The following is a 17601-nucleotide window of genomic DNA, read 5'->3' as shown; positions in this document are numbered from 1 at the left end:
GCGGATACACATGAATAAAGAGCAATTTGTCGCATTGGGACTATCTGAGGAATTGGCTACAAAGGCGGCTACAGCATCGGCAGAGGAGTTAAAGGGGTTTGTTCCTAAAACTCGCTTTGATGAGGTTAACGATGCAAAAAAGCAGGCTGAAAAGGACAGGGACAGCGTAGGTGGTCAACTGGAGGAATTGAAGAAGTCTGCTGGAGCTTCCGAGGAATTGAAGACGCAGATTGAAAAGCTTCAGGGGGAAAACAAAGCTACCAAAGATCAGTATGAAGCCAAACTGAAAGACATGAGTTTGAACACGGCGCTCAAGTTGGCGTTGAACGGTCAGGCACACGATCCTGATATTGTAGCTGGGCTGCTGGACAAAACAAAAATCGAACTGGACGACAACGGCGCTGTAAAAGGCGGCTTGGACGACCAACTTACTGGCCTACGCGAAAGCAAGGGCTTTTTGTTTGTGCCAAAAGAGGACCCGAAACCGGGATTCCAGCCGAAAGGCGCTACGCCAGCCGATGGAGCAGGCGGAAAACAAGACCCAAGCGATGGTAAGCCAAATTACGGGAAGATTGCTGCACAGAATAAGTCGGTGGATAACGAAGGCCTATCTAAAGCGCGTGAATCCTATTTCCAATAACAGGAGGATGAGAAAATGAGTAAATTTGTAACCACTAAATACGGCAACAAGAAGGTAATCACCAAATTCCCCGATCATTACGTGAACCTGGCTATTACGGTGGACGATACGGGAATCACCGCTAATGCGGATGGAAAGAAAATTGTCCCTGCTGGCACGATTATTGGTAACGGAATTTTGAATGATATTACGAAACTGGGCAAAAAAGCAGTTACGACCACTGGTGTATCAAATGCAGAGGGCGTTCTTTTTGAAGATGTTGACGTTACTTATGGCCCATCGTCAGGCGCAATGATGATTCATGGCTTCGTGGATCTGAGCAAGATTCCAACGGCTCCAACGCCAGAGGAAGTAGCAGCACTCAAACAAATCACATTTTTGAAATAAGAGAGGATAGGTGAAGACATGCCAACAATTTATGATCTTGTAACAGCCGAAAATATTGCTACTTACTATCAGGAGACAGCATCCAATTCAATCCCTTATTTGGGGGCTACGTTATTTCCGTCGAAGAAACAGCAAGGTTTGGATTTGAGCTGGATTAAAGGAGCTGGCGGGTTGCCAGTATCATTACAGCCGTCCGAATTTGATGCTAAGGCGACACTGCGTGAGCGTATTGGCCTTGAAAAAGTGGACACAGAAATGCCGTTTTTTCGCGAAGGCATGAAGATTGATGAGAAAGAACGTCAGGAGTTGCTTAAACTTTTGTCGTCTCCTAATGCGGCGTACTATCAAACACTAATTGATAAAATTTACGACGATAGAAAAACACTGATTGATGGTGCGGTTGTAGTACCTGAACGAATGATTATGCAGTTGCTTTCCTTGGGCAGAATCGACATTGTGGCTAATCGCCTGCAATACAAATACGATTACAAAATGTCCGATGAACACAAAACTACTCTTACAGCAGATGCTAAGTGGAATTCTCCTGATGCACAAATTGTACAGGACATTCAAACATGGATGGATCTGATCGAAGATGATACAGGCGTTCGCCCAGAGAATGCTATCTGTACGCGGAAAACGTGGAATTATATCCTGAAAAACGTTGGTATCCGTTTGGACATGAATCCTCTTGGTGGTCAGAACATCATTATGACGGATGCAATGATGCGGCAATACCTTGTCGGTAAGTTGGGGCTGACAGTAGCTGTATATAACAAGAAGTTTGCTTTGCAAGATGGCACAACAGGGCTGTTTTACCCGGATGATTACTTTACCCTCATCCCAGCTAACACACTGGGCAATACTTGGTATGGTACTACACCTGAGGAAGCCGATTTGATGAGTGGTGGAACGGACGCTCAGGTACAGATTGTCAACACAGGGGTTGCGGTAACAACGTACAAAGAGCCGCACCCAGTAAACGTAAACACCATTGTGTCGGAGATTGTATTGCCTTCATTCGAACAAATGAACAACATCTTTATCGCTAAGGTCAACTAAGGGGAGACAATCGTCTCTCCTATTTATTTTGGAAGGAGTGAATAGAGTGAAAGTGACTCTTACAAATAGTGCAAAGTACGGCGGTGAATTCTACATCAAGGGTCAGGAAATTGAGGTAGATCCAAAACATGTGCCAGGGTTGATTGCTGATAAAGTTATTAGTCCTGATACAGAAGTGGTTGAAGAACCCACCAAAAAGGATGACGTTCTGAAGAAGACCAAAACGGCTGGTGAGTAATATGGACCCGATCCGCTTTGAGGAGTTACTTACTAAGCTTAAGGTGCTACTGAATTTACCAGTAACCGAAACGGATAAGGATGTGCAACTGTCTTTTGCTCTCAACTTTACGATTGATGGCATTAAGAACTACTGCAACATATCCGACATACCGGAACAACTGGAAAACACGGTGCTGCTGATCGCAAAGGACTATTACCTAAACCAGTTCGTGGCCCCTGCAACGGCTGGTGAAGGCGAGAAGAATGTACAGAGCATCAAGCGGGGCGATGTGCAGTTTACTTTCTTCGCAGATGCCAAAGTGGGCGTAGAGGGCACGGCCTTTATCAAGTCGTACGCCACGCAGCTTAATGCATTTCGAAGATTGAGGTGGTAGCCATGCAATTGGGCAATCCAACAACAGAACGCAGGCTGCTAGAAATGACCTATACGGGCGTTTGCCGGGTCAAAGGACAGATAACCTACAAAGACCCAGTAACGGGCGTAGAACGACCCACCAACGGCGTTATATTGGATAATCAGCCGTGTGCGCTGTCTCAGGCATCATTGCCAAGCGCGGCCCAAACGGACACGAACAACGATGTCTCGTATGACGGGAAGTTGTTTATTGCTCCAGATATCACAATTCCGTCTGGAAGCCGCATTTATGTGACGCAGGACGGAATGAACTATGAGTTTCAGCAGTCGGGCGAGTCGTTCATTTACCCAACTCACCAAGAAGTAAAAATGAAGCGGGTTGGTAAGGCATGAGCTTTGCTGAGTTTGATTTTAGCGAGTTTGAACAGCTGGGCAAGAGCCTGCGAAAGATGCAATCCGACTATCCTCGCTTTGTGGAGGACTGTATAAGAGAGCTTGCTAGTAGGCTCCTGGCTAAAACGGTGGCAAGGACTCCCGTAGATACGGGGATGCTCCGGCGCAACTGGCAGTTAGGCCCTGTTGAGCGTGTAGGCGGAGGCTATAGCATCGAACTATTTAACCCTATCGAATATGCGCCTTATGTGGAATATGGGCACCGCACAAGGCTGCACACCGGATGGGTGGAGGGGCGGTTTATGCTGACTATTTCCGAAAGGGAACTTGAACGCGAACTACCTGCGCTCATGGATCGTAATCTTAAACGCTTCATAGAGGACCATTTGAGGTGATGCAATGGAAGATGTTAAAAACGGAATATTGAAGCACCTGAGCACCTTTCAAACGGGTGTTACGGTGTACGACGAACGAATTGAGCAGGGTTTTCATGAACCGTGTTTTTTTGTGTTGCTTATAGATGGTGCACAGAACCGGGAATTTAATCGCCGTTACATGCGGACAGACAGTTTCGACATCCACTACTTCCCGAACCCGAAGAACCCGGAAAAGCGCCGTGAATGTGAAGCTGTGGTAAACAGGCTATACGAGGAAATGGAATACATCCAATGGGAAGACAGCATGTACAGGGCGGTGGGGATGAAACACCAAATCGTTGATGATGTGTTGCATTTCTTCTTGGATGTGAACGTCCACCTCATGAAGCCTAAAACACCAGAAACAAAAATGAGGACTTTAAAACAGGAGGCTGGTATACGTGGCTGATGAAGTTGTTCCAAAAAAAGAAACGCCTGCCAAAACTGTAGCGCCGGAATTTGCCAAAGAGCAATTCCAAGGGTCTGAACAGTTTACGCAGATTGAAAAAGATACATTGAACGTCTTGCTTGAGGACGGACGCAATTACTCCATTAGTGAGGCTAAACGGATCCTGGCTGAATGGTTGAAAAAGGAGGTTAAATAATGGCGGGTACATGGGTTACACAAAACAAGGATTTATCCGGCGTATACACCAACGTTGTCTCCGAGCCTAAGCCATTAGGGACGCTAAGTGATCGCGGTATTGCCACTCTGCCGTTGCTATTAAGCTGGGGACCAGCCAAGCAGATCATCACAATCGACGCTGGCGATGATATTGCAAAAGCGTTGGGATACGACATTACACACTCAAGCCTGCTACTGGTTAAGGAGGCTCTTAAACGTGCCAAGACGTTGCTTGTTTACCGCCTAAACGAAGGAACAAAGGCTACGTCCACAAGTGGCAATCTTGTCACTACGGCAAAGCATGGCGGTGTGAGAGGCAATGACATTTCCATTGTTATTCAAGCCGATATTGATACTCCGTCCAGCTTCAACGTTCGGACTTTGGTCGAGGGCCGGGAAGTGGACTTGCAGAAAGCCGCCGATATTGACGGTTTGGTCGCCAATGACTGGGTGACATTTAAGGCAGCCGCTACAGATAAAACATTGGCAGCAACAGCCGGAGCGCCGCTGACTGGTGGGGCGAATGGTACAACAACCAATGCCGATCACTCTGACTATATGGCGACCATTGAGACTCAAGACTTTAACACAGTTGGGGTCCCGTTTGACGACGCAACACTCAAGCCTTTGTACACCACTTACGTTAATCGCCTGCGCAATGACGAGGGCAAAAATGTACAGGTGGTACTACCAAACTACAGCGCGGCCGATAGCGAAGGAGTAATAAACGTCACAAACGGCGTAATTCTTTCAGACGGTACAGTGATCGACAAGGTTAAAGCAGTCGCTTGGGTAGCAGCAGCAACCGCAGCGGCAAATGTAAATCAAGCACTTACTTACACTGACTACGACGATGCTGTTGACGTGGACGTTAGATTTACCAACCGTGAAGCTATTGCCGCTGATCAAAGCGGACAGTTCTTCTTTATATTCAAGAAAGGCAAGGCTAAGGTTCAGAAAGATATCAACACTTTCCGTAGTTTCACACCTACGAAAAATAAATATTTCCGCAAGAATCGTGTTATCCGTACGCTAGATGGCATCAATACTGATTTACAGAGAGTCTTTGAAAACTCCTACATCGGCAAAGTTGATAACAACGTTGACGGGCGTAATCTCGTTAAAAAAGAAGCTATCAATTTGTTCGAACTCAATCAACAAATCAGTGCAATTGAGGAATTCAATCCTCAGACGGATGTAACAATCGTACCTGGCACAGACAAAGATGCGATTTACGCTGAGTATTACGTTAAGCCAGTGGACAGCATCGAAAAAATCTATCAGTTAGTGAGGGTGAGATAATATGGCGTACTTAAAAGCTGGAGATACAATCTCTGGTCAAGAGGGACGGGCCTATGCCACGATTAACGGCAACGTAGAAGAAATGTTTTACGTCAAAACCCTTGAGGCTACGGCAGAGAAGGAAAAGACCGATGTTAAAACACTCGGTAAGCGCGGCACCCAGCACAAGGCCAACGGCTGGAGCGGCTCGGGTAGCATGACGATTTACTATACAACAACGAGATTCCGGCAGTTGATGTTAGATTACATCAAGACGGGTAAGGATACCTACTTTGAAATTTTGATTGTTAACGAAGATCCTTCCTCTTCAATCGGAAAACAAACTGTAGTTCTGAAAAGCGTGAACCTGGATAGTGTGATCATGGCCAAAGTTGATACTGACTCCGAAGTGTTGGATGAGGATATCGACTTTACTTTTGATGATGTGGATATTCAAGATAGCTTTACCGCCCCTACATTGGGAGCCTAATTTAAATTAAAAGGAGATTAATATAATGAGCGACTTGACTTTGTTTTATGCGGAGAATGTGGAATCTGAATTAACAGAAGAGGTAGCTATTTCTCCACGTTTTAAGGATAAAGAGGGGAAACCTGTGAAGTGGGTTATTCGAAGTATTCCTGAGACTGAGAATTCTGTCTTGCGCAAGGAATCGACGAAGAAAGTGAAAGGGAAGAACGGCGTCTATTCCAATGAATTTGATTCAGAGACATATATGTCCAAGATGGTGGTATCGGCGGTTGTATTCCCTAACTTGAAGGATGCAAACTTACAAAAATCGCATGGTGTCCTGGGTGCAGAATCGCTCATTAAGAAGATGTTACTGTCCGGTGAGTATTCTACTTTACTGGATAAAGTGCAGTCTCTGAGTGGTTATGATCGAGATATGAACGAATTGGTTGATGAAGTAAAAAACTCATAAAGGGCGATAGCGGCAATGCTAACTATGCATACTACGCCCTTCATGAACTCCATATCCTGCCACATGACCTTATGGCAATGAGTCAACGGGAACGCGCTGCAATTTACGCTATGATCTCTTATCGAATAGACCAAGAGAAAGCTGCTCGAAAAAAATAAGCAGAAAAGTTTCCCAAGCCTCTTGATCCACTACAAGAGTTGTAGTATTCTTGTAGTAGGAGGTGACGAGGTGAGTAATAAAGCGTTGAATATCATGATACCCGAGAAAATGTACAACGAGTTGAAAAAAGAGGCTGAGAAAAAAAGCATTTCTTTAGCTGCGTTGGCAAGGATTGTTTTTTCGGAATACCTTGATAAAAAATAAAAGGAAGCCCTTCTCCCCGACAAGAGATAAAAGGACTTCCCGATCAGGTTGTTGCCAACCTGTGAAATATTATAGCACGGGTTGCAACCTCCTAGCAATTAACAAGGAGGCAACATCAATGGAAAACATGTCCAAAGAAACCTGTATGACTGAAAAGGTTAGTGAATTTATCGAAACTTGGTTACACACATCACCGTGTGATCATGAGGTTGGAGAAGCAACTCAAATTTATAATCATATTATGGAACGGTTTGACAAGCTTCATTGGTTGGCGTTAGGGGCTGTTTGCACTTTCGGAATCCAAGAAGGCAAACGTGCTGAACGCTCGAAAAATACTAAAACTATATGCGATACCGAAGAACAACAGGCGATCACCAAGGAAATACCCGAAGCGGAGAAAATATATGTTTTGCAGTATCAAAATAAACTCAAAAAGCAATGTTTTGAAATATTGTTAGCCATAGTCGACGATGAATTGTACGACAAAGAACACGTCAAAATTGATGTTGTTGAAATTATAAAAACGTTGGACGAGCTAGAAGCTATCTTCCCTCTATATGAGGGGGTTCCGCTCTAATGCCGCGTTATTTCGATCATCAAATGTTCTTAGAACGTGTTGCAATCCTCGGGAACGGTGAATACAAGAAGGCTAGGGAAATCGCGGACATGCTGTTCCTTGCGGGCATTCGGAAGGGGGCTTCCGAGGAATGAGGCGACTAACCGATGAAGAATTTCTTGCCAGAATTGAGGAATTAGTTGGGCGGGAGTACACATTTCTTCAACCATACACGACTAGCAAGACCTTGATATTAGTAAGGCATAATAAGTGCGAATACGAATACAGAGTCAGACCCAATGATTTTCTTCAAGGAAGTCGCTGCCCGAGATGCTTTCATTCAAAACCTAAGCGCTATATTAGTCAGGAAGAGTTTCTTGCTAGAGTCGAAAAACTAACCGGGCAGGAGTATACATTTCTCCAACCTTACGAATTTAGTAGCATACCTTTGATGGTCAGACATAATAAGTGTGGATTTGAGTACAAAGTCAAACCCAACAACTTTTTTCAGGGGCACCGTTGCTCGAACTGCTTTAATTTAAAACAGAGGACTAGTCACGAAGAGTTTCTTGCTAGTGTTGCTGAACAAGGAATAGGCGAGTATACCGTACTGGGTCAGTATAAGAATTCAAAAACAAAAATCCTTATGAGGCATGATGAATGCGGACATGAATACCGCGTAACGCCTAATGATTTTTCTAAGGGCGCGCGATGTCCTATTTGCAGGAAAAGTAAGGGTGAGTTAAAAATAGTTAATTTCCTGAAAGATGCGAACATTGAATACATCCCTCAATATTCCTTTGCTAATCTTAAATACAAGGCTAAATTAAGCTTCGACTTCGCTGTTTTCAAAGACGAAAAGTTGTTGTGTTTGGTTGAATATGACGGAGAACAGCACTTCCAACCTGTCAAAGCATTTGGCGGAAAAGAGGGATTTGCGAAGGGCAAAAAGAGGGATCAACTTAAAAACCAATACTGCAAAGATAATGAAATCAAATTAATCAGGATACCGTTCACGCAATTTGATAATGTCGAGGGAATTCTTGAACGAGAATTGAAGATTTTATCGAAGCGAAAATAATAGACTAACCCCTCCTTGTTTGGTAGAATGATGGTAAAATCTACCCATTCATGGAGGGTTATACGTGAAAAAAGTCCTGACTTTATTTTTGTTGGTTATTTCATTAACAATTGTTTCTGCTTGTTCTTCTGCTAAAGAGGAAGCGGCTACGCCTACTCTTGATGATTATGTAAAAGCTTATACTGATGCAGGAGCAAAAGACCGAGGCGAAAACGCTTATACCTTAGTTGGCGCATCCAGTGGAAGGTTTCTTTCATTAAGCAATGACTCTATTCAAATTATCCAATTTGATTCAGAGGGAGATGCTCAGAAAGCCAAAGAAGAACAACCTAAACTCAAGAATTGGTCAATGCGAGGGAAAGTGTTGTTAAGCTCTCAAAGCGAGGAAGCAAAAAAGATTTTTGATGAACTAAAATAAATTGGTTGAGAAGACGCCTTCATAGGCGTCTTTTTTATGCCAGAAAGGAGGAACGATGGCAACTGTATCAGCAAGTCTCCAACTATTCGACAATTTCTCACAGCGTTTGAACACGGTTAATAGCGCTGTACAAGCCACAACTAGGCAGATGGAAAGGTTAAGAACTGCAACAAATGCACACATGAGGTTTGATATCCAAATCGCCAATGAGGCAATTTTGATGAACCAAGTAAGGCTCATTAGACAACGGATTCAAAGCCAACTAAGAGTTATTCACGCTCGTATACAAATTGAGTTACCCGCTTCGTTACAGGCTATGTTCGGCAATCTTCAAATGCTTGTGTTGAGACTTATACGGGTTGTGCGGCAACTACGGACAACCAGTGGTGCAAACGCCGCTGAACTACAAAATGCATTGCAACGGATAGCAGATTTGGAAAGAAAAATAGCTCAATTACAGGAACAAATAAACGGTAGCCTTAGAAGAGGGGAAGGCGCATCTTCTGGATTACTGGCTAACCTGAAAGGCATGGCTGCGGCATATTTGTCTCTCCAAGGGATTAAGGAGTTATTCAGCGCGACGATTGGCGGCGCAATGGATCAGCAGAAGATGGAAGATATGTTCATTGCACGAACAGGGCAGGAAGATGTAGGGCGTGCGATGTTTGACCGCTTCAAGAAAAACGCATTGGAAGCTGGACAAGATGTGAACGAGTCTTTGAAAGGGAGTCTTTCCTTTTTCTCAGCAACGCAAAATGTAGATCAACTGGATAAACTGAATAACCTTGCTCAGCGATTGAACGCCTTCGATAGTGCAGGTAATGGTATGGAAGGAGCTGCCTTCGCACTTAAGGAGGCACTTTCGGGTGATATTGTCTCTTTGGCTGAACGCTTCAATATGGGGAAAAGTGATATCCGCGCGTCTGGCATTGTGGACATGGCAAAAGCAGGGAATATCGACGGTTTCATCAAGGGTTTTGACAAGCTGTTAGAATCTCAGAAGATGGGTCAAAAGGCGTTTGAAACCATGTTAGCAAGTCCCGCTAAACAAATTGAAATTATACAGAACAACGTGAGGTCAATGTTTGCCGATGCAGGGAGAGCCGCTACCAAGTCGTTATTGCCAATGATTCAAATGCTTAATAACGCCTTCAAACAAGGTAAATTTGATGCGTTTTTCGATAATTTGAGCAAAGGTTTGGATTGGGTAGTGCAGAATGCGATTAAAGCTTTTAATGCTATATCTCAGGTATATGGATTCGTATCAAGCAATTGGCAAAACATCGCGCCTATTGTCAAAGGGGTAGCTGCGGCATTTATCGCTTGGAACATCGCTATGAAGGCCGTAGCGGTTACGCAAGGGATTATCGCTTTTGCCACAGGAAGTAGTACCGCTGTGATTTTCGCCCAAACCTTGGCTACACGGGGGCTTTCTGCGGCATGGGCGACTCTAAACGCTACGATGAAAGCGAATGTCTTTATCGCCATATTAACTGTGCTGGTGGCTATTGTGACGTGGATGTACGAGGTGTACCAAACCAACGACATGGTGGCTGCGGCGATGTTGTTAAAGTGGGATCAGATTTTGAACTTTTTCGATCAAGTGCCTATCTTTTTCGCAAAAGTCGGGGTCGGTATCGCTCAAGCATTCATGAATGCAAAGGCCAGCGTAATGCAAACGATGCAAGACATGACTAACGGAGTCATAAGAGGCGTTAATGATATGCTTGATGCATTGGGTAAAACAGGTATGGTTGACGTTAAATTTATAGATGAGGTGCGATTCGCAGATGATTCCAAGATAGCTGCTGACAAATTTCGAAACGAAAGCAACTCCAAAATCGCTGCAATGGAAGCCAATGCTGCCGCTAAAGCGAAGCAGAGGCATGAAGAAACGATGGAGTATACACGGCAGAGATATTTCGATAAGCGCAAGCAAAACCAAACTGCCGCAGCAGATAAGCCTTTCGACTTCACAAAATGGAATGCTGCTGCTGATGCTGCTAAAAAGGGAAAAAATGACGTTGGTAAAGTCGGTAAAGTAGGCAAAGTGGGCAAAATCGAAGACAAAGTAGACATTTCCTCTGAGGATTTGAAGGTCATGCGTGACATAGCAGAAATGAAGTCTATACAGAACTTTGTTACTCTTACACCTACAGTGCAGGTCAAAACAGGCGACATTAATAGCGGCGCGGACATCGACACTATCATTAAAAAGATTGGGGACCATCTGGACGAGCAATTTGTTTCTGTAGCACAGGGGGTATACACCTAATGGAACACGCCATACTATTGAGCTATAACAACGGAGAAGAAGCATTCCGTATCCCAGTCAACCCACCAGAAATGAGCATAAAAGAAGCTGGAGACGGGTCCACATTTAAAATAGTGGACGGCGGGGAGATAAACGCGATCCAGTCTCGCAAGCTTACGGAAATATCGTTCGAAAGCTTCTTTCCTGGTCAGGCATACCCCTTTGTAAATTCGGATGAGCTACGGCCCATACCGGAGTATATAGAGCTAATAAACAAGTGGATGGATGCCAAGCGGCCCATCCGCTTTATTTATTCCGCCATAAGTTTTGAACCAGGCGCACAAAAGAGTCCGCAGGAGATAGCTATAAACATGCCAGTGACCATCGAGGAATTCGAGTGGAAGCCAGTTGCTGGCACATCTGATATTGAATACAGCATTAGCTTCAAAAAATACGTTTTTTACAATGCGGTGCAGGCCAAGGTTAAACAAACCACAACCAAGGCAGGCGCAAAAAAGACGACAACCACAAAGGCGAAGGCCAAGCGACCCAATGAGAAGGCAAAGCCTAAATCGGTCAAGGTAAAGGCTGGCGATACACTGTGGATCATAGCCAAGAAATACCTGGGTGACGGGTCCCGTTACAAGGAGATACAAAAGCTCAACAAACTTACAAACGCTTCGGCCAAACGTCTCAAGGTCGGGCAAGTAATAAGACTGCCGGGGTGATGGTATGGACATTTTTATAGATAACCGGGATGGAAATGTGTGGCAAGTATCCGGCGAGGCTTTGGCTGGTAAGGAGAACTCTTCTGGCCTGGTGGCTGAGCTTACATGGAAAACCGAACGCACTGGGAGCCCAGGTAGCGTGGATATTACACTGGTCAAGGATGGTATCTATCAAAACAAAAAGTTCAAGGTGCAGAACGGGGATATCGTTCGGATTACCAAAGGCAAGCACAAGATATTTTACGGCTATGTGTTTTCGGTGGAGCAATCGGAGAAATCCGACATGAAGATAACCGCATATGACCAAATAAGGTATCTCAATGCGAACGATACCTATGTATTTAAGAACCTTACAGCCGGGGCGGTTATCAAGCGCATTGCGGAGGACTTTAAACTTAAGACCGGGATGATTGCTAATACGGGATACAAAATCCCGGCTATGGTCGAAGACAATCAAAAGCTATTAGACATCATTTACAAGGCTATTGACCAGACGCTTATGTCTACCGGGACCATCTATGTATTTTACGACGAATTTGGCGCTCTGGCCCTTAAACGGGCCAGTGACATGCTTGTATCCGTATCCGTGGGTGACGGCAGCCTAATGACTGGATACGCGCTTAAACGGTCTATAGACAGCGAGACATACAACTATGTAAAGCTGGTGCAGGACAATAAAAAGAGTGGCAAGCGTGATACCTACGTCTACCAAGACAGCAACAATATAAAAAAGTGGGGTAAACTCCAACTCTACGATAAGGTAGACGAAAAAATGAACGCAGCTCAGATTAAGCAGAAGGCGCAAAATTTGCTTACCTTACACAACCGGGAGAGCAAAAGCCTGAGTGTAGAGGCCATGGGAGACTTGAGTATCCGGGCCGGGTGTTATGTGCCTGTATTCATCGACGACTTGAAGGTTAGTCAAGTTTACTTGGTGGATTCATGCACACATAAATTTTCAGGGCTTGAGCACACAATGAGCCTAGAACTGAAGGTGATTTAATGATAAAACAGTTGCAACAAATAGCATTGGGTAGCGTGGAAGCATCCAAGCCGTCTACGGGTATGGTTGGACAGGTTACGGGTGTCGCGCCGCTTGAAATCACGGTGGATCAGCGGCTAGTGCTGGATGAAGACTTCCTGCTTATCACGGAGCGAGTAACCCGGTATGAGGTCAGTCTTACACATAGCCATGTATACAAAGACGAGACTCCAACGGAAACAGCTACCAAGACCACTCAAACCGCGCTGCCGGATGTGCTGGTTATCCGCGAAGGCCTCAAACTCGGTGATGCTGTGCTTTTACAACGTATGCAAGGCGGTCAGCAGTTTGCCGTTATAGATAAGTTGGTGAGCGCATGATTCCAGAGGGCGGCAGCATCGTTGATGAAGAGATTGAGGAAGAAGAGATGCCCACCAAGACATATGCCTTAGACTTTGTAAACGGACGCGCACGCGGCATTGTAGACGGTCTAGCGGCTATGAGGCAGGTGGTATATAAGATACTTCAAACTTTGCGCTATGAAAATCTCATTTATTCCGACGATTATGGCGCGGAAGTAGATCAGTTACAAGGGCAGAGCCGATTGTTCGTGCAAACAGAGCTTAAGCGGCTGGTCCGTGAAGCTTTACTGGCGGATGATCGGATTACGGATGTGAGGGATTTTCAGTTTACGTTTAACGGCAGCGATGTACTGGCGGAGTTTGAAGTTATAACTACGCAAGGTAACTTTAGAGACGAAACGGGGGTGGGTGGCATTGTATGAGGATCAAACCGAAGAGGTTATCTTAGAACGCCTGTTGGCCCGTATACCGGATACTATGGATAAACGGGAGGGGAGCGTCATCTTCGATGCGCTGGCCCCGGCAGCGAACGAACTGGCCCAAATGTACGTCGAATTGAATACGAATATAAGCCTAATATTCCCGAACGCGGATAACGAGGAATATTTGGACTCGGCTGTGGCATGGTCCGGCATAGTGCGAAAGGCGGCAACAAAGGCACACTGGCGGGGCAAGTTTTATGATAACCAGGGGGCGTTAATGGATGTACCTATTGGTAGTCGCTACAGCTATGAGGATCTAAATTATGTCGTGCTCAGCAAATTGGGTGTCGGACAGTTTGTCGTGGAATGTGAAACGGCTGGCGTAATAGGTAATCAATTTTCGGGTTCATTGCTGCCAATCGACTTTATTAACGGGCTGGCACGAGCGGAATTGGTCGATCTGTTGGTGTCTGGAGAAGATACTGAAACGGGGGCAGCGCTGTTTGACCGTTACCAGGATAAAGTGACAAAGCCAATCACTAGCGCAAACAAAAACCAGTATGTCGTGTGGGCCCGGGAAGTAAGTGGGGTAGGGGATGCGAAAACTTTCCCGCTTTGGAATGGTCCGGGTACGGTTAAAGTAGTAATCTTGGACAATAACAAGCGTGCTCCTTCGGTGGCAGTCGTGCAGGCAGTACAAACTTATATAGATCCTACCCAGGATGGACATGGTGAGGGGGCCGCACCTATTGGCCCGGTGGTAACGGTTGTCGGAGCCGGGGAAGTACCTATAAACGTCAGTGTTCGCGTGCAGTTGGCACGGGATGCCACCACAGAGGATGTTAAAGAACAGTTGGAAGCCAGCATCGCTAAGTATCTGGAGGGACTGGCCTTTAACGATACCGACACATTGGTGCGGATTACACGGATAGCAAACTTTATCTTGGATGTGCCGCCTGTTATTGACTATTTTGATTTGACCATTAACGGAGTGACTAGCAACATCCAAGTACCTTTGGATTCGGTTGCCGTGCTTGGGACGGTGGATGTGCATGTCTAAAAAACTAATGTCATACTTGCCGGACTATTATGAGGAAATTCAAGAATTCGTAGAAATAATGCAGTCGGAAGATATTGAGTTTGCCAACTTGGATGCCGCAATGGTGGATACATTCCGCCAGTTTCACCCGGAGACAGCAACCTGGGGCATTAAGTTTTGGGAAAAGGACCTTAAAATAATCTCCATGCCCTCTAAGCCAATTGAGCAGCGCCGCAGCGTGGTTATCTCTAAGATGCGCGGGAGCGGCAAGGTGTCGGCAAGCATGATTAAAAATGTGGCAGATAGCTATGATCGCGGCGAGGTTGATGTTACTGTTTTTCCGTCTGAATACTATTTTGTGATCAGGTTTATCGGGACACTAGGATTGCCGCCAAATCTCCAAGACTTAAAAGATGCCATAGAAGAGATCAAACCAGCACACTTAGAAGTACGGTATCAGTTTAGGTACCTTGTTATACGTGAGATACACCACGTGATGAGGATCAGTGAAATTAATAACACTCAATTAAACAAATTTGCAGGAGGTGTAAGGATTGGCTAGTAATACACCTAATTTGAGCCTATACATGAAGGACCCAGTGGCAGACGGGAATGATTTTTTCGACGTTGAAACGATGATGAATGATAACTGGGAGAAGATAGACGGTTTTGCTGGTGTTATGGATGGGGTTAAAGAACGCTTTGATACTTTATCTCGACAGGAAGTAACGCTGAATGCAGGAGTGCAGATCATCACCGCCATTAAGTCGGCTTTGTTTTCTTTGGACGGTGTAACCGGGCGAATGTTGGTGAATTTGCTGGGCCGCATGGGAAACTGCGAAAGCGTAGGGCTATGGTCGTCCAATACCACAATCGTAACGGATACAGCTAATAAAACCAGCGGGACCAGTTCGTTCAAATTAACCCTTGGTTCCGTTCCAGCCACAGCTTCAGCAAGCTTTTTGACCACGCCGGGGAAAAAATATGTAGCTGTTGCAGATGTGAAAAACGGAAATACCAGCAAGGTGGCCATATCCATAAACGTAACTGGCACAGTGGGCAACGAGGTAACAACAGCCTCCACCTTTGCTCCATCCGTTGTCCGTTTCGCAGCTACGGACTTTTTCCACATCGTTACGGTCACAGGCACGGGTGCGGCTGGTAATACGTTTAATATGGATTCGGTACGCGTTTACGAGGTTTCGGACGCAGACTATGCAGCAGCGGCAACCCTTACGCCAGCACAAGCAGCAGCTAAATACTCATACGTGGATAGTGTAACGCCTGTGCGTAATCCATATGCGATTCGGTATGGGGAAAATCTAATCCCACCGTTTTACGAGTGGACCCTTAGCCCACGTGCTAAGGTAATTAACCCGTACAAACTAGAAACGGCAGCTACCGTATCAACGGATTTGTCGAGTGTTGACGCTGCTGTTGTCGCAGGCAAGACTTATATGTTTTCCGTTAAGGTGAATGGAAGGCTCACTATGGTTGAATTGGATTCTGCTGGCGTTGAATCTAGCGTATACAAAACGGACGACAACGAAAATCGGACTGTCACAGTAACATTCACGACCAAGGCGACCACAACGAAAGTGCGTGTTTACAGTACGAACACAGGCGCAGGTACTTTCACATTGGAAAACCCAATGCTCAACGTCGGCAGCACAGCCAAGCCATTCAAGCCACGTGAGGATTCCATGCTGGCCTTACAAACAGACCTGTACGCCGATCCATTGACAGGAGCAAACGCGGATACGATATTCGAGCGCGACGGGCAATACTTCAAGTCTAAGAAGTGGCAAGGGATTGTCTTGGACGGTAATCAAGCGTGGGTATACTTTGACACAGCGGCGGGCTATAAGGTTGTAAGGCTACCTGTCGCAAATGGGTTATCGGACACGGAACGAGTGACCAAGTTTGATGGCAAGCTAATACAGCATGCTTTCCCACTCTCTGCCGCTGATCAATCCCATTTGAGTGCGTCCGCTGGTGTTGTGGGTCTGTCTATATCGGTTGCGGACAGTGGATGGGCAGACGGATACACGCCAACGACAGACGACATCAAGGCTTATTTTTACGGTTATAAAGCATATGACGCTAATACTATCACTCCTGCAAATGCTCAAGCCATGTCCACAGCAACGTGGACGGGCACAGGTACTAAGTATTGGGTGCAACGCGTGGGCGCTCCTAACTTCACGCAAACCGTTCCACAGGCATCCTATGCAGGGTACACGCCGTACCAACTTGTATACCAACTTGCAACGCCTACCGTGGAGCCTATCACGAGCGAAGGGCAGCTATCCTTTGTTGAGGGGGACAATCAGGTTGAAGTAGGTACGGGGATTGTATTGCGCGAAGTGGTCAAGCCACAGCTTAATGGGCAATATTTTATTAATGGTGCTACGACTACGTCTTCCGCTCTTAAAAATAGAGTCGGTGACATTTTACGTATTTATCGCAATAGCAAGGATGATAAGGCGTGGGAGATAATCGCGCATAGCGTACCTGCAAACCAAAATTTATACGGCTTTAAGCAGGCTAGGCTGGATGCATCTCTATACGATCCATCAGCATCCTACAGCGTCACGTACCTAATGCTGGACAAATCGCCTGTCGCTGCATTTGTTGGTTCCTACGCAGCCAACGAAAAGACACTGCTTGCGGATTTGGTAGATAGCGTACAGCAGAATACGGCGCGGGTGTCGGTGCTTGAGAATAAGAAGGCTGAGAAGGATAACCCGGCGTGGATTACTCCCACTACGCTACTTAACGGTTGGGTGAGCATGGGTGTACTGGGCTACCGGAAGAAAGACAATATAGTGCAGGTCAAGGCCCGTATAAAAAGCGGAGTGATAGGCCAGCCATTCATGGTCCTGCCTGATGGATACAGGCCGCTTGTAGGTCAGGTAAGACCCGTTCAAACTTACTCTACTACCGATGTTTTTGGGGCGGTTCTGATAAACGCTGACGGTAAATTCATCGTGTCGGGTGGTAGTAATAACGAAGTTAATATTTATTTGGAATTCACAACGGACTAAGGAGGGCAG

25 protein-coding genes are annotated in these 17601 nt (G+C 45.7%); all 25 read left to right on the top strand.

The genetic code is table 11. The annotated features are described in order from the left end of the window. Window positions 1-10 precede the first annotated feature (10 nt). The 25 genes from ACIFQM_RS00995 to ACIFQM_RS00875 all read left to right on the top strand — a co-directional run bounded on the left by ACIFQM_RS00995 (window position 11) and on the right by ACIFQM_RS00875 (window position 17592). A complete protein-coding gene (locus tag ACIFQM_RS00995; protein WP_430064859.1) occupies window positions 11-640 on the top strand; it encodes a phage scaffolding protein in 630 nt (209 codons plus the stop codon). A 15-nt stretch (window positions 641-655) separates the two neighbouring features. Beyond that, window positions 656-1027, top strand: a complete 372-nt coding sequence (locus ACIFQM_RS00990; RefSeq protein WP_430064857.1) for a hypothetical protein — start codon at window positions 656-658, stop codon at window positions 1025-1027. 18 nt (window positions 1028-1045) lie between these two features. Further along, complete coding sequence (locus ACIFQM_RS00985) at window positions 1046-2089, top strand: major capsid protein (protein WP_430064855.1); 1044 nt, start codon at window positions 1046-1048, stop codon at window positions 2087-2089. Between the two features lie 46 nt (window positions 2090-2135). After that, window positions 2136-2327: a hypothetical protein gene (locus ACIFQM_RS00980; RefSeq protein WP_430064853.1), complete on the top strand. Its 192-nt coding sequence runs from the start codon at window positions 2136-2138 to the stop codon at window positions 2325-2327. Next, window positions 2320-2703, top strand: a complete 384-nt coding sequence (locus ACIFQM_RS00975; RefSeq protein WP_430064851.1) for a hypothetical protein — start codon at window positions 2320-2322, stop codon at window positions 2701-2703. Before ACIFQM_RS00980 ends, ACIFQM_RS00975 begins: the two co-directional genes overlap by 8 nt. Before the next feature lie 2 nt (window positions 2704-2705). After that, window positions 2706-3077, top strand: coding sequence for an ABC transporter ATP-binding protein (locus ACIFQM_RS00970; protein ID WP_430064849.1), 372 nt, complete (start codon window positions 2706-2708; stop codon window positions 3075-3077). Beyond that, window positions 3074-3472 (top strand): HK97 gp10 family phage protein, encoded by a 399-nt coding sequence (locus ACIFQM_RS00965; protein ID WP_430064847.1) that lies wholly within the window; start codon window positions 3074-3076, stop codon window positions 3470-3472. Before ACIFQM_RS00970 ends, ACIFQM_RS00965 begins: the two co-directional genes overlap by 4 nt. A 4-nt stretch (window positions 3473-3476) precedes the next feature. After that, complete coding sequence (locus tag ACIFQM_RS00960) at window positions 3477-3902, top strand: phage tail terminator family protein (protein ID WP_430064845.1); 426 nt, start codon at window positions 3477-3479, stop codon at window positions 3900-3902. Next, window positions 3895-4098 (top strand): hypothetical protein, encoded by a 204-nt coding sequence (locus ACIFQM_RS00955; protein ID WP_430064843.1) that lies wholly within the window; start codon window positions 3895-3897, stop codon window positions 4096-4098. Before ACIFQM_RS00960 ends, ACIFQM_RS00955 begins: the two co-directional genes overlap by 8 nt. After that, window positions 4098-5420 (top strand): phage tail sheath subtilisin-like domain-containing protein, encoded by a 1323-nt coding sequence (locus ACIFQM_RS00950; RefSeq protein ID WP_430064841.1) that lies wholly within the window; start codon window positions 4098-4100, stop codon window positions 5418-5420. The genes ACIFQM_RS00955 and ACIFQM_RS00950 overlap by 1 nt, the downstream gene beginning before the upstream one ends. A gap of 1 nt (window position 5421) precedes the next feature. Beyond that, window positions 5422-5889 (top strand): phage tail tube protein, encoded by a 468-nt coding sequence (locus ACIFQM_RS00945; protein ID WP_430064839.1) that lies wholly within the window; start codon window positions 5422-5424, stop codon window positions 5887-5889. Window positions 5890-5914: 25 nt separating this feature from the next. Continuing rightward, the gene (locus ACIFQM_RS00940) at window positions 5915-6340 is read left to right on the top strand and encodes a phage tail assembly chaperone (protein WP_430064837.1); all 426 of its coding nucleotides are present in this window, start codon (window positions 5915-5917) and stop codon (window positions 6338-6340) included. A 228-nt stretch (window positions 6341-6568) separates the two neighbouring features. Next, window positions 6569-6703, top strand: coding sequence for a hypothetical protein (locus ACIFQM_RS00935; protein ID WP_258012599.1), 135 nt, complete (start codon window positions 6569-6571; stop codon window positions 6701-6703). Window positions 6704-6821: 118 nt separating this feature from the next. Next, complete coding sequence (locus tag ACIFQM_RS00930; protein WP_430064835.1) at window positions 6822-7280, top strand: hypothetical protein; 459 nt, start codon at window positions 6822-6824, stop codon at window positions 7278-7280. Further along, window positions 7280-7414 (top strand): hypothetical protein, encoded by a 135-nt coding sequence (locus ACIFQM_RS00925; RefSeq protein WP_430064833.1) that lies wholly within the window; start codon window positions 7280-7282, stop codon window positions 7412-7414. The genes ACIFQM_RS00930 and ACIFQM_RS00925 overlap by 1 nt, the downstream gene beginning before the upstream one ends. After that, entirely contained in the window at window positions 7411-8340 is a 930-nt protein-coding gene (locus tag ACIFQM_RS00920) for a hypothetical protein (protein ID WP_430064831.1), read from the top strand. Before ACIFQM_RS00925 ends, ACIFQM_RS00920 begins: the two co-directional genes overlap by 4 nt. Before the next feature lie 64 nt (window positions 8341-8404). Beyond that, window positions 8405-8758, top strand: coding sequence for a hypothetical protein (locus tag ACIFQM_RS00915; RefSeq protein ID WP_430064829.1), 354 nt, complete (start codon window positions 8405-8407; stop codon window positions 8756-8758). A gap of 55 nt (window positions 8759-8813) precedes the next feature. Continuing rightward, window positions 8814-11033, top strand: a complete 2220-nt coding sequence (locus ACIFQM_RS00910; protein WP_430064827.1) for a hypothetical protein — start codon at window positions 8814-8816, stop codon at window positions 11031-11033. After that, complete coding sequence (locus ACIFQM_RS00905; protein WP_430064825.1) at window positions 11033-11740, top strand: LysM peptidoglycan-binding domain-containing protein; 708 nt, start codon at window positions 11033-11035, stop codon at window positions 11738-11740. Before ACIFQM_RS00910 ends, ACIFQM_RS00905 begins: the two co-directional genes overlap by 1 nt. 4 nt (window positions 11741-11744) lie before the next feature. Continuing rightward, on the top strand, window positions 11745-12743 hold the full coding sequence (locus tag ACIFQM_RS00900; protein ID WP_430064823.1) for an XkdQ/YqbQ family protein: 999 nt from the start codon (window positions 11745-11747) through the stop codon (window positions 12741-12743). Further along, entirely contained in the window at window positions 12743-13102 is a 360-nt protein-coding gene (locus tag ACIFQM_RS00895) for a DUF2577 domain-containing protein (RefSeq protein WP_430064821.1), read from the top strand. The genes ACIFQM_RS00900 and ACIFQM_RS00895 overlap by 1 nt, the downstream gene beginning before the upstream one ends. Further along, window positions 13099-13506, top strand: coding sequence for a DUF2634 domain-containing protein (locus ACIFQM_RS00890; RefSeq protein WP_430064819.1), 408 nt, complete (start codon window positions 13099-13101; stop codon window positions 13504-13506). Before ACIFQM_RS00895 ends, ACIFQM_RS00890 begins: the two co-directional genes overlap by 4 nt. Further along, window positions 13499-14566 (top strand): baseplate J/gp47 family protein, encoded by a 1068-nt coding sequence (locus tag ACIFQM_RS00885; RefSeq protein ID WP_430064817.1) that lies wholly within the window; start codon window positions 13499-13501, stop codon window positions 14564-14566. Before ACIFQM_RS00890 ends, ACIFQM_RS00885 begins: the two co-directional genes overlap by 8 nt. Then, complete coding sequence (locus ACIFQM_RS00880) at window positions 14559-15107, top strand: YmfQ family protein (RefSeq protein WP_430064815.1); 549 nt, start codon at window positions 14559-14561, stop codon at window positions 15105-15107. Before ACIFQM_RS00885 ends, ACIFQM_RS00880 begins: the two co-directional genes overlap by 8 nt. Beyond that, window positions 15100-17592 carry a hypothetical protein gene (locus ACIFQM_RS00875; protein ID WP_430064813.1) on the top strand — a complete coding sequence of 831 codons (2493 nt, stop codon included), beginning with the start codon at window positions 15100-15102 and terminating at the stop codon, window positions 17590-17592. Before ACIFQM_RS00880 ends, ACIFQM_RS00875 begins: the two co-directional genes overlap by 8 nt. The last annotated feature ends 9 nt before the right edge of the window (window positions 17593-17601 follow it).

This window comes from Paenibacillus sp. NRS-1782, assembly GCF_050467685.1.
In the GTDB taxonomy this organism is placed as follows: domain Bacteria; phylum Bacillota; class Bacilli; order Paenibacillales; family Paenibacillaceae; genus Paenibacillus; species Paenibacillus terrae_A.
The sequence above is the reverse complement of the archived record's forward strand: the minus strand, read 5'-3'. Positions and strand labels throughout refer to the sequence as shown.